This is a genomic window from Endozoicomonas sp. ALB091, assembly GCF_049310265.1.
GTDB lineage: Bacteria > Pseudomonadota > Gammaproteobacteria > Pseudomonadales > Endozoicomonadaceae > Endozoicomonas.
Genome location: NZ_JBLYNQ010000010.1, coordinates 97,219 through 110,280, shown reverse-complemented (window position 1 = coordinate 110,280; position 13,062 = coordinate 97,219). Strand labels below are relative to the sequence as shown.

Here is a 13,062-nt window from a genome sequence, read left to right as displayed (position 1 = left end):
TGATTTAAATAACCCGTGTTAGTTTTTTTAAAAGGGAAATTCTAAAATGTCTGACTCATCAAACAATCCAAACGATGATCTTAGGGAAGTTTTTCGAGATAGCAAAGGAAAAAGAGAACGTGCACTCGAAACACTTTATGATGTAATGCAGGATGATGAAAGCTTTTCACCAGAAAATAAGGAAGGTGCTGGTGAAACAATAGATGGGCTTTTAAATATTTTATTCCGAGGTCTAGTTCCTGAAGGTCTAGGCGATAAGATGGTTGATGATGTATCAAAACTGCATAATAAATCAAAAGATGAAATTGATAGAATATTAGGTGAGTCTGCACCTCGTGAGACTACTAACACTCCTCCTCCTGCGAAACCGAAAGCTCCTGGACCGACCCCTGCATCCCCGCTTGTTTTAGATTTGGATGGAGACGGTATTGAAACTGTTGGCCAGTCGTCAGGAATATATTTTGATCACGATGGGGATGGATTTAAAGAGCGATCCGGTTTTGTAGGAGCGGATGATGGACTTTTAATATATGACCGAAATGGAGACGGTAAAGTCAACGATGGTACGGAGCTTTTCGGTAATTCCACCGTATTGAACGATGGCAGCAAAGCAGATAATGGATTCACCGCTCTTGCTGAATTTGATTCAAATGGTGACGGTTTGATAAACGCGAATGATGAGGAATTTGTCAATTTAAGAGTATTTCGTGACTTAAACCAAAATGGCATTACAGATGATGGCGAATTGATTACTCTAGAGGAAGCGGGAGTTAAGTCTCTTTCTATTAATTATACCGATCAAGCATTTACAGATAGTGCCGGAAACGAACATAGGCAAGTAGGAAATTATACTGCAGACAACGGGCAAGTTCTTTCAATGAATGATGTCTGGTTTGATACTGACCCCACTGACACAATAGAAACTATAGTTGAAGTTCCTTTAGAAATTTCACTTTTTTTGCCAGATGCACGTGGATTTGGCACAACATTTTCATTGCATCAAGCAATGGCTAGAGATGAATCAGGAGAATTAAAAAGGCTAGTTGAGCAATTCGTCAACACAGACTCTCGTCAAGAAAGTCAAGCCTTGCTGGAACCAATAATTTTTGCTTGGACTGGACAGAGCGGGGGATACCGACAACATGGCAGAGCCCCAATGGATACACGAAAGATTGGTGCTCTTGAGTCTTTCTATGGATACCAGCTTCCAATAGCTCAAGGAGGGGGCTGGCAATATGCAAGAATGTATAATGAAATATTTGCCAGTTTGGTAGACAGTGTATTCTACCAAATGGCATCTGATAGTTATTTGAAGCCCCTATTTGACGAGGTAAGCTGGACTGAAGAAGCTGGGTCTGATGTTTGGCTCGGTGATTTCACAAATGTGATCGATGATCTCTATAGATATTCTGAGGCTGCTCCATCATCAGCACCAGATTTACTACAGGATTTTGTTCAGGCAGTAAGAGGTATTAATGTATATGATGCCCGAAATCTCGACAATCTCAGAACAGCTCTATACCGCTTCAATCAATTAGAAGAAGTTAATAATTTCAGTGTTGAAACAGCTGCGTTAGTAACTCAAATAGTCAATAGCTCGTTTAGTTATGGTGATAGGCTGCTTGCTGGAAATAGTGATATTTTTCTTTTGTATACCGATGTGATAGAAGGGGATGATAGTGATAATGAGTTAATTGGTCTTGAAACCAATGATCAGCTAGAAGGCATGAATGGTAATGATGTTCTTGATGGTCGGGCTGGAAACGATTTATTAATTGGGGGAAATGGTAACGACGAGTATCGTTTTGGGCTGGGTTATGGTGAAGACCGTATCAATAATTATGATCGCACAGAGGGGCGTTACGATGTAATTCGAATGCTAGGCGATTTAACAATAAATGATATTACTACTCAGCGGGAGGGTGACGACCTTGTCATCTCTATAAATGGTACAAATGATACCCTTCGAGTATTGTCTCATTTTTCTCAAGAAGGTTCTGACTATAAATACGTCGATGCAATCCTGTTTTCTGATGGCAGCAAGCTTGAGGTTGGGCCAGACAATTTCGACCTTCAGAATGTAGCTTCTCAAATCTTTAGTGATGGTGATGATGATATACATGGGACTTCCTATGTTGATGAACTGGATGGATTCGCTGGCGACGATTACATTTCCGGTAAGAAAGGGAATGATTTGCTCTCAGGGAATGATGGTCATGACCGGCTCTTTGGAGGTGATGGGAATGATCAGTTACTTGGTGGGTCTGGGCATGATGAGCTTTATGGTGGTACGGGTGACGATAGTCTAACTGGTGGAACTGGCGATGACCTTATGGTCGGAGGTTTGGGGAGTGATACTTATTATTATGGGCTTGGTGATGGACTTGATGTCATCAATGAATCTGGAAGCAATGAAACATTAGACCGCATTATTCTTGGAGCAGGTATTCGTTCAGAAAATATTCTGATACGTGCTCAAGGGGCTGACTTGGTTCTATACATTAATGGGGATCAAGATGAAATTCGTATTCGAAATTTCTACAACAGCACAAATAGTTACCCCATTGATAAAGTTGAATTCAGTGATCCTGATAGTTCTCTGAAGGAGTGGACTTCAACAGATCTTTATACATTAGCCTTGCAGGCTACAGATGAGAATGATGAGCTACAGGGTGACAATCAGAATAATATCATTGACGGTTTGAAGGGGGATGACTTGCTTCTGGGGGGAGCCGGTAATGATAATCTCAGTGGCTCAGAAGGAAATGACACTCTAAGAGGGGAAGATGGTAATGACACCCTGATAGGAGGAGTCGGTGCTGATACTCTTGAAGGTGGGCGAGGTAATGACAGACTTGAAGGTGGGGCTGGCAACGACCTACTTCTTGGTGGAGCTGGAAGTGATACCTATGTCATAACTGCTGATGGAAGTCAGGATATTGTAGAAGACTATGATAATACTGGCACTGACCTCGATAAGATTCTTTTTGATTCAACCATTAACCCTGAGAATGTTAGTTATCGAAGAACAGCTACTGATCTGATCATCGAAATTAATAAAGATGATGTTATTTCGAAGGTCATAATCAGAAATGGATTTATCAGTGAGCGCAACCAAATAGATCAGCTGGTATATGCTGATGGCACTGTAACCAGTATGTCTGAGGCTCTGGCGCAGGCTGCTCAGTGGACAGGGACAGATGGAGTTGAAAAAGTCTACGGTTATGCCGGTGTAGATATTATCAACGCTTTGGGTGGAAATGATGTAATTTATGGCCGGGATGGTGATGACCAGCTGTCAGGTGGTGAGGCTGATGACCGCATTTACGGTGAGCTGGGTAATGACAACCTCGTAGGAGACGATGGTGCAGATTACCTCCATGGCGGTATAGGTGATGATTCACTCAATGGTGGTAGAGCTAACGACCAACTACACGGCGACAAAGGTAACGATAGCTACATATTTGCCCAGGGGGATGGACATGACACCATAACCGAATATTCATCGGGTACTGACACCGATGTCATTCAGTTAAGCGAAAGCATTCTTCCAGCCAATACCATACTTCTAAGACAAACCGATGATCTTTTGATCAAGATTGATGGTGATGCTCAATCCATTCGGGTTCGTAACTATTTCAACAATGATGCCACATCAGGCTATGCGGTAGACCGGATTGAATTCGCAGACGGTACTGTTTGGGATATTGATACTGTCAAAGCGAAAGTTATTGTTCCTACGGAAGGTAATGATGATATCTGGGGCTATAACTCCTCGGATGATAACCTGAGCGGTTTGGCTGGCAATGATGTCATTAGAGGTCTTGGTGGAAATGACATCATTAATACCGGTGTGGGTGATGACACAGCCTACGGTGGTGACGGTAACGACACTATTGATGCTGGAGCTGGTGCAGATATTGTCGAAGGTGGTGCAGGTAATGACTTGCTAACGGGCGGCTCGGATAATGATCGCCTGACGGGTGGCCAGGGCTATGATACCTATCTGTTCAGTCATGGGCATGGACAAGATACGATCCATAATTATGACTCTGAAGAAGGGCGGGTTGACCGGATTCGCTTTGACAGCAGTATTACGACAAGTGACGTGCGTGTAACAAGACAGAATGATGATCTGGTTCTGATTACATCACCCAATGACTCCATTCGGGTTGAGCGTTATTTTCAGGCTGATGCATCCTCTAACTATGTCTTGCAGGAAATAGAGTTTGCAGATGGTACTGTTTGGGATATTGAGCAAGTCAAACTCAAGGCCCTTACCGGTAATGACGGTGCTGATACGCTGAGAGGTTATGCCAGTGATGATCAGCTATCCGGGCTTGGAGGTAATGACGAACTCAGAGGCGGCGATGGAAACGACCTGCTGGATGGTTCCTCTGGTGATGATGTGCTTGAAGGCGGTAAAGGGCAGGATACTCTTAACGGGGGAACTGGCTCCGATCGTTATCTGTTCTCGCGAGGCGATAGTCAAGACCTTATCTATGATGACTTTGCAGATTCAACAACTTTGATTCTGAGCGATCTGGACGGTGGCAAGGCTGACTTCAGTAATGTGGTTTTCCGTCGTGTGAACTCGGATCTTCAGCTGACCTTTAAGGACAGTAGTGGCGATCAGATTACATTGAAATCTTTCTTCAGTGATGATCAGCCCAAGAGTGGATTAACCATTGAAAAGCCTGATGGTACTTCAGAAGTTCTGGATGCCAATGCAGTTGCTTTGAAAACACTGGTAGGCACTGTAAGCGATGATGTTATTCAGGCTAATAGTATTGATAACGTCATCAATTCATTGGACGGCAATGATCGTATAGATGCGTACGCTGGTAACGACACGTTAAATTCGGGGGCTGGAGATGACGTGATTTATGCCGGTGAAGGGGATGACAGTCTCACAGGTGGGTTGGGCAATGACCAACTCTATGGAGGCGACGGCGATGATCAGTATTTATTCTCCGCAGGTCATGGGAATGATCAAATAGATGACACCTCTGGTAACGATGAACTCCGTTTTACGGATGTAAATCCTGATTCTGTATTGTTACGTCGCGACGGAACGGACTTGCTGATTACCAATACTTCGACAAACCATGCTATCCGCATTCGTAACCAGTTTGCGACTGCGGCTGGCGTCGTTAGTGCAAACGCAGTTGATCGTATGGTCTTTGCCGATGGCACCGTTTGGGATCATGACATCATAAAAGAGATGGCCCTTAAGGGCACTTCCGGAGATGACACTATCTATGCCCACCCGGACAACGATAGTGTTGACGGCCTGGAAGGCAATGACGTTATCTATGGTCGCGAAGGGAATGACACTCTCTCTGGTTCTGGTGGTAATGACCAGCTTTATGGTGAAGCCGGAAACGATCTGCTGGATGGTGGCCTTGGGGACGATACTCTCATAGGTGGTACTGGAGCAGATACGCTTCAGGGGCAGGACGGTCAGGATAATCTTCAAGGTGAAGAGGGTGACGATATTCTGCGGGGTGGTAACCATAATGACCAACTACTCGGCGGGGCTGGCCAGGATCGGTTATACGGTGATGCCGGAAACGATTCCCTTGATGGTGGTAGTGGTGACGATGAGCTGCATGGCGGTGATGGTAATGATGTCCTGAACGGCGGTTACGGCTCAGACCAGCTTTATGGTGGTGCCGGAGATGACAGTCTGACGGGTACAGGCCATCTCATTGGTGGAACAGGTAATGACACCCTTGAGGGAAGAGGATTCCTGGTAGGTGGTGATGGCGATGACCACTTAACTGGCTGGGGGTCGGACACATTACATGGCGGCGACGGTAACGATACGCTCATCGCCTTTAATGATCCATTCTCTACACTGGCTACCTCTTTTAATGCTGGCAAGGGTAACGACACACTCTACGGCTCGTTTGGTAATGATTCCTACGTCTTCAATCTTGGAGATGGTCATGACCTTCTGATAGAGCGTCGTCAGGATGAGTCTTACAGCAACATTGATCCTTCTTCAGATACGATTCTATTTGGGCAAGGCATTGTAGACAATGACCTTTCTTTCGAGCGGCACGGTGACAACCTGCTCATTAAACACAGCAATGGCACTGATTCGATTACCGTCCAGAACTGGTTCCGTGAGCCTACCAATCACTTCAAAATCAATCAGCTTAGATTCTTCGATGAGACCAGCTTGACTGATGCCGATGTTGAAAATCGTGTCGTTACATTTGGTACTGATGGTGATGATGCCCAGTTACTGGGATACCGAAATCTGAATGATGAAATTCATGCCGGGGCGGGTAACGATAAAGTCTGGGGGCGTGCCGGTGATGACCAGCTCTATGGTGGTGCTGGAGATGATTACCTGGACGGTGAAGACGGTAACGACCGGCTCTTTGGTGGCAGTGGTGTCGATAATATCCACGGAAAAGCCGGTGATGATCATCTTGAAGGCGGTCTGGGTAATGACAGTCTTTCGGGAGGCAGTGGTGCTGATGCTGTCTATGGTCAGGAAGGTGCAGATAGCCTCTTCGGTGGTGCCGGTGATGACCTTCTGGATGGTGGCACTGAAAATGATTATATCGATGCCGGTGATGGTAATGACACGCTGCTGGGTGGAGATGGTGCCGATCAGTTAAGAGGTGAAGGAGGCAATGATGTCCTTCGGGGTGGTGCTGGTGACGATAAGTATGTCTGGAGTCTCGGTGATGGAGCCGACACGATCGATAACAGTGGTGGTGGTGTAGATATCCTCCTGCTTGGTGGTGGAGCGACTCAGGATCGACTCAGTTTTGAAAGGGATGGCGACGATCTGCTGATTAAAGCCAATGGTGATGACGCTCAATCCATAAGAGTCATTAAGCACTTTCTGGGAGGGGATTACGCTCTGGATGCAGTTCAGCCAGACGGTGGAACACTCATTTCAACCACGCAGATCAATCAACTGGTAGCCGGAGGCAGTGATCCAGACTTCGATTCCGTTGTGAGTGGAACTGAGGCCGGAGAGCAGCTGGCTGGTAGTAACAACAAAGATAAGATACTCGGAAAGGGTGGAAACGACGTTATCTTTGGTATGGCTGGCAATGATCGTCTAGAAGGAGGCGATGGTAATGATCAGCTGGTTGGAGGTAATGGCGGTGGTGTAGGTACCGGAGATGATGTGCTTCTCGGTGGCCTTGGTAACGACATACTCCGGGGCGAAGACGGCAATGACACTCTGGATGGTGGTGCCGGAGATGACCACTATTACTACAACGCCGGAGATGGTGTGGATGTCATTGATGCCACTGGCGGAGGAACGGACTGGATTCTCTTCAATGGAAATATAGATCGGAACCGACTCAGCTTCCATCAGGATGGCAATGATCTGGTTATTCTGCTGGATAACGATTTAGGTCAACAGGTAAGAGTGAAAGAGCATTTCCTTGGTGGTGAGAAAGCCATTAGTTATGTTCAGCCTTCCGATGGTGGGTACGCAATACCGGCTTCCTCTTTTGCAGGGTTACTGACTGATCTACCCTCACCAGATAATGGTGGTGGCGACACTGGAGGTGGCAGCAATCCAGATCCTGATGATGGATCAGGACAAACGCCTGATAATGGTGAAACGCCTGTTGCTGAAACTGGCGGAGATGATTCAATCACGGGCACTGCTGCCAATGACATCCTCTTGGGTGGTGCAGGCAATGACACCCTGACGGGAGGTGCCGGTAATGATCAGTATGTCGGTGGCACTGGAGATGACACTTATGTGTATACCAGCGGTCAGGATGTTATCGACAGTACCGGTGGTGGTACCGATATCCTTCGCTTCTCAGGTGGAATTGGATTCAGTGATGTTTCTTCCGGATTGATTAAGTCTGGTGATGACCTGATCTTGCGCGTAGCAGGCGGGCCTAATCAGGTAACGCTGAAGAACTTCTTCCTTGGTGGAGAGCATCTGGTTGAAACCATGACCTTTGATACCGGAGGTCAAATAACCTCTGACCAGATTTTTGGAGCATTTGGTTTGCCGGTACCTAACCCTTCTGCTGATTTTGATAATACAGTAGAAGGTACTGCAGGTGATGATGCTTCACTCGCAGGTACCGCTGAAAGCGATCTGATTAAAGGCTTTAATGGTGATGACCAGCTTCTTGGAAATGCAGGGAATGACCGCCTTGAAGGCAGTAATGGTGCAGACACCTTAAATGGTGGTGCCGGTAATGACCTGCTTATAGGTGGCCGGGGCAATGATACTTATGTAATCAATACCGGAGGTGGTCAGGATGTCATTGTTAATGCCGGAGGAGGTTCAGACACGCTCCACTTTGATGGCATAGATTTCAACCAGGTTTCCAGTGGCCTGATGCGTAGCGGTAACGATTTTATCCTGCGGATCAGCGGTGGAACGGATCAGGTAACCTTTAAAGACTGGTTCCTTGGTGGAGACAATGTAGTTGATACTATTACGTTTGCTTCAGGTGGTCAGTTATCAGCAGCCCAGATATTCGGTGCTTTTGGAGCCAGTAACCCTGAACCAGCCGGTTCACCGGACTACCAGAATCTTCCAGATGAGCGATCATTCGGAACTATTCTGTCAGGTTCTGCTGGAGATCAGGTTATTCTGGGATCGTCGGACGCTGATTGGCTGGATGGTGGTGCTGGAAATGATCAATTGTATGGTAATGCTGGTAGTGATTACCTGATGGGTGGTGATGGTAACGATACCTATCATTTTGCAGCCAACGGCGGCTCAGACACTATCAACAACCTGTCCAATACGCCTGCTGATACTGATGTGCTGCAGCTGTCTGGTATTGAAGAAGAAAATCTTTGGTTTACCCGTGAAGGTGACAACCTGCTGATTGATGTTATTGGCTCTGATGATCAGATCACTGTGCAGGACTGGTACAGCAACGATGCCCAGAAGTTGGATCAGATACGAACCAGCGATGCAGTACTCCTGGCAAACAAGATGGATAACCTTGTAAATGCCATGGCTGGTTTTGATGCTCCTCCTCCTGGAAATGCACAGCTTCCCGATGATACCCGTACACAGGTAAATCCTGTTATTGCGGCTAATTGGCAGGCTGTTTAAGCCATCAAAGATGGGTAGGTGTGAAAGCCTACCTATTCAGTTTTGAATGATGGCCTGTGAAGGAAACTTTGCAGGCTTTTCATATTAACTGGAGGAGTAACTCATGCTACAAAAAGAAGTCTATGAAAAACATTATTTCTTTAAAATTCATTCATTTGCGTTACTTTTTTGACGTAAAAGCAATTTTGCAGGCCGAGGCCCGGATAGATATCAATATTTTTAATTGGTGTAGTTCATTGGTGTATATACCAATTTTATAAACGGTATCTATCCTTACAGCTGCAAAGGAAGTCATTTTTAAGGTATATATTTAACTAATACTAAGGGCACCAGGCCCCGAAACAATCGCTATCGACTTCGGCAATCACTCAATGGATGGATACAGATTACGTATTTACCGCAATTGAATAATTGATCCATGTCAACAAAACCGAGTTAGCAATAAGAATGAAGCCAATGTTATTTGAACCAAAAACGGCAGAAGCCATAGCAGCATTTACCCTGTCGGACCATCAACAGGTATTCCTCCGGGATGTTGATGTGTTTCTGGATTACCTGGTGAAAAATCCGGTTCAGGTTTCGAAAAGCAAGAACCTGCCTCCGGTTAAATGGGCTGAGCCACTGAACAGTCTGCTCTCCAGCCCCGAAGTGCTGACCTTGAAACGACCAATGACCACTAATTATGCCCGGCTAATGGGGCTATTATTGCTGAGTCGCAGTTCGGGGCTGGCCGCCCTTCGGCCAGATAGCAGGGGAAATACAGTACTTCATATCAATGAGGCGCTTTACCAGCAGTGGCAGGGCATGAATGGTGCTGAACGATATTTTTCCCTGCTGGAAGCGTGGATTAATCGAGGTTATGCCATGAGCGTCGGGGAGCGAATCAATACTATTGATAACCGCTTTCTGCCCGGGTTTATGATGAGGTACGGCGACACCGATCTATGGCAAGGCAAAGCGGCCAGGGATCCGGGCTTCTGGTTACGCAGGGGGAAGGCGTTCAACCTGACCATTCTCAAAATGGCCGGGATGGCTGAATTCCAGCTTGAGGATAGTAACCGGGAAATCCATTTCCTGAAATTAACGCCCTGGGGGCAGTTGTTTTTAAACGCCTGTCGGCAAGGGTTTATCGACTCGCTGAAAGAGGATGAATATGAAGACGACTATGAACACATCAATCTGCTGCCCGCGATAAAAGCAATTCGGCCAGATGTTCAAAAAAACCTGGAACTACCGGAGCCGATGATTGCTGCCAGTTATGTCCTGTCCGTTGCTTTGGGGAGTCAGTGCACCCGTACACTGAAAGTATCCGCTGACCACCTGCTTGAAGATCTGGCAGAAGCCATCCTTGACACCTTTGACTTTGATTGTGACCACCTTTATCACTTTCAGTATCTGAGCCCATTTGGTGCCGACCGGATGATTGGTCATCCTGCAGTAGATTTCTGCGATGCCTGTGTGACTGAAACCCGGCTGCGTCAACTTGAGCCGGTACCCGGAATGAAAATCACCTTTGTCTTTGATTATGGTGATAACTGGGAGTTTGACATCGTGGTCATGCACGGCAGTGAAGAGAGTACGTCTGATATCCAGGTGATCGAACGTAAAGGTGAAGCGCCGGAGCAGTATCCGGAATATGAGGATTTTTATTGATCAATATTTAACCAATTATTCTCACCCCGCCTGTCTGAAAGGCTGCCTTTATCCCCTAACGGTTTATCCACAATCTTTTCCACACAAATTCCGGATAACTGAAACAGGGGATAATAATTCGACAGGCAGGTACTGCAATGGGTTATAACGAACTACTGACAATATAAACACAACCTGCCAACAACTTATCCACAGACTTATTCTGGAAAAAGTGAGGGCGTGTCTTACATTTGATTCTGGTGTCGGCGAACAATGATCGGGAGGCGATAGTGAAAATCCCCCAGGCTATAAAGAACAATGTTGCGAATATTATTGACAGGTTTAACAAGGAGAATGGTTGTCAGTACCAGGAAAGATACCGGGGAGAATATCTGTATCTCGATAAAATTGACACCCATGGACCGGGACAGGTTTGCCGGTTGAAGTTCAACGGCGGAGAAGATAACTGGTCTTTTGCGATTTATAAATACTCCTCTGCACGATACGACAGTAAGGAAATATTCTTTCCCGGTGAAGAGTACGTGAATGGCACAGTAGAAGGTGCATTAAAGGCGGGACTGCTGGCGTACCCACCTTATTAATCAGGGATATGGTGTCGGGTTTTCATGCGGGAAGCCACCAATCCTATCGTCTCATGTCTAATTCTCAGTAATCCATAATCCGCACCCGGCCAATGGTCTCAATATCCGGCGTACGGGTATTGGTCTGGTCCAGCCCTTATAAATGAGCAGAAAGCTGCAGAACTGTTTTTTACCATTCTCTTTCTGGGTGGCACTGTTAAAGACCGTTTTCTCATTGGCAAGCAGGGTGACAGTGTCGCCCATTCGGAATGGTCGTACTGACTGGTACATTTTTTTGCTGAACCGGACTTTGATCAGTTCGCCTTCTCTATTTCTGATTTGCAGCTTGCCTGCGCTGCTGATCAGCTCCACCACCCCTTCTGTTTTCACTGTTTGACTGAATGGCCTTTGCAACCATAATGAAACCATTACGGTTCCCCGGAGATTACACCAACGCCAGCACTTACAGTTAAAAATATACCTGAAACACTCGATTTTTATTACAAAATCCGGGTATCTGTATACATAACCCACATCATGAAGCGTGCTTGAATGACCTGTCAGCTATCAGGTTTTTCTAAATCTTGCATCAGATACCCTATCTCTTCAGTCTTTTCGGTAAATACAGTATAAGCATCAGAAAGCCCCTGATTATAAAAATACGAGCCGATTTCCCTGGCAAAGAAATCAATCACGAATTCAGCATCAAAGCCACCAATTTCCTGTCCTAACTCATCGTTAAAATAGTCTTTTATTTTGCTGACGAGTCGCTCCTTTTGATCGGTTGTAAATTTTATTTCATTCATACGGCTACCATTTTGTCAGTCAGCTTAACATAGATGACGAAATCACAATGATCATTAAAGGTAGTATGATCAAAGATTGGCTGCCATTTTTGTACTTGATATTTCTATGCTGGGTTAAGCCGAGTTCTTACTCAAGTTCTTTGCAACACACATATTTTTGATTTCTAATGCTTTGAAATTGTCTGGCAAACATACATGAGCACAGGATTAGGAAAAAACTGATCAGGCAAAAAATCAGGATAACAATACCTAATGAATTTTCATTTATATCTTACCCCCGTTTCTTGTTTTGCGGTGACAGCTTTAAATGAACTTTGCTTTTTCCAGTTTTAAATAATGCCGGATGCTGTGGGGAGGGCTGGAGAAAGGCCAGCCCTTACCCGATTTAGGTGAGTTTTTACCGACGAGTTTGATCTATTTTTTCGGCCATCCATGTTTTGATAATTGCCTGGCGAGCAACACCAAGTCTAGCGGCTTCTTTGTCAAGGGCATTAATCATCCAGACTGGGAAGTCTATATTGATACGTTTTGTATCAAGATCGGGACGATGGCCTTTTTCCCATTCAACGACAGCATCAATTAAATCACTACCTTCATCAAAGGCTTTATCGAAATCTTCAGTTTTCATAGTACATAATCTCCTTTGTTCTGGAACGACGAACTGAAATAATTCTGATGTTGTTTCCTCGAAGTGTGTAAACTGCTGTCCAATGCTTTCCTTTATACACTGCAACCATCAGGTATCGTTTTTCACCCTCAACACTTGCTGGAAAAACGATCTTTGACTCATCATTCCAGAGATTTTGGGCTTCATTGAAATCAATTTCATGTTTGTCGAAATTTATCATGCTTTTGTTAGGATCATATTCAAACACGTCTAATAGATACCTTATCGATACCTTCAAGATGTGTATTATATACTATTTTGCGGGTATAGTGCGCATTCCGGAGCATTCGGCTCCCCATT

General features: G+C 45.4%; 7 protein-coding genes. 3 read left to right on the top strand and 4 right to left on the bottom strand.

Annotated features, from left to right (window positions below; translation table 11 throughout):
* The first annotated feature begins 46 nt into the window (after positions 1-46).
* The 3 genes from ACO6UX_RS23070 (at position 47) to ACO6UX_RS23060 (ending at position 11,310) form a co-directional block, all read left to right on the top strand.
* Positions 47-9,076, top strand: coding sequence for a calcium-binding protein (locus ACO6UX_RS23070; protein ID WP_422450650.1), 9,030 nt, complete (start codon positions 47-49; stop codon positions 9,074-9,076).
* Between the two features lie 456 nt (positions 9,077-9,532).
* Positions 9,533-10,729: an IS1096 element passenger TnpR family protein gene (locus ACO6UX_RS23065; RefSeq protein ID WP_422450649.1), complete on the top strand. Its 1,197-nt coding sequence runs from the start codon at positions 9,533-9,535 to the stop codon at positions 10,727-10,729.
* Positions 10,730-10,998: 269 nt separating this feature from the next.
* Positions 10,999-11,310: a hypothetical protein gene (locus tag ACO6UX_RS23060; protein WP_422450648.1), complete on the top strand. Its 312-nt coding sequence runs from the start codon at positions 10,999-11,001 to the stop codon at positions 11,308-11,310.
* A gap of 57 nt (positions 11,311-11,367) precedes the next feature.
* Here the strand turns inward: ACO6UX_RS23060 and ACO6UX_RS23055 are convergent, their stop codons facing one another.
* The 4 genes from ACO6UX_RS23055 to ACO6UX_RS23040 form a co-directional block, all read right to left on the bottom strand.
* Positions 11,368-11,718 carry a hypothetical protein gene (locus tag ACO6UX_RS23055; RefSeq protein ID WP_422450647.1) on the bottom strand — a complete coding sequence of 117 codons (351 nt, stop codon included), beginning with the start codon at positions 11,716-11,718 and terminating at the stop codon, positions 11,368-11,370.
* A gap of 131 nt (positions 11,719-11,849) precedes the next feature.
* A complete protein-coding gene (locus ACO6UX_RS23050; RefSeq protein WP_422450646.1) occupies positions 11,850-12,095 on the bottom strand; it encodes a DUF2164 domain-containing protein in 246 nt (81 codons plus the stop codon).
* Between the two features lie 397 nt (positions 12,096-12,492).
* Positions 12,493-12,723 carry a type II toxin-antitoxin system BrnA family antitoxin gene (gene brnA, locus ACO6UX_RS23045; RefSeq protein ID WP_422450645.1) on the bottom strand — a complete coding sequence of 77 codons (231 nt, stop codon included), beginning with the start codon at positions 12,721-12,723 and terminating at the stop codon, positions 12,493-12,495.
* Positions 12,713-12,970, bottom strand: a complete 258-nt coding sequence (locus tag ACO6UX_RS23040) for a BrnT family toxin (protein ID WP_422450644.1) — start codon at positions 12,968-12,970, stop codon at positions 12,713-12,715. Before ACO6UX_RS23040 ends, brnA begins: the two co-directional genes overlap by 11 nt.
* Between the last annotated feature and the right edge of the window lie 92 nt (positions 12,971-13,062).

Excerpts from the sequence above, each read along its gene's own strand:
- ACO6UX_RS23070 (WP_422450650.1), top strand. The coding sequence starts at position 47 with ATGTCTGACTCATCAAACAATCCAAACGATGATCTTAGGGAAGTTTTT.
- ACO6UX_RS23065 (WP_422450649.1), top strand. The coding sequence starts at position 9,533 with ATGTTATTTGAACCAAAAACGGCAGAAGCCATAGCAGCATTTACCCTG.
- ACO6UX_RS23055 (WP_422450647.1), bottom strand. The coding sequence starts at position 11,718 with ATGGTTTCATTATGGTTGCAAAGGCCATTCAGTCAAACAGTGAAAACA.
- ACO6UX_RS23050 (WP_422450646.1), bottom strand. The coding sequence starts at position 12,095 with ATGAATGAAATAAAATTTACAACCGATCAAAAGGAGCGACTCGTCAGC.
- brnA (WP_422450645.1), bottom strand. The coding sequence starts at position 12,723 with ATGAAAACTGAAGATTTCGATAAAGCCTTTGATGAAGGTAGTGATTTA.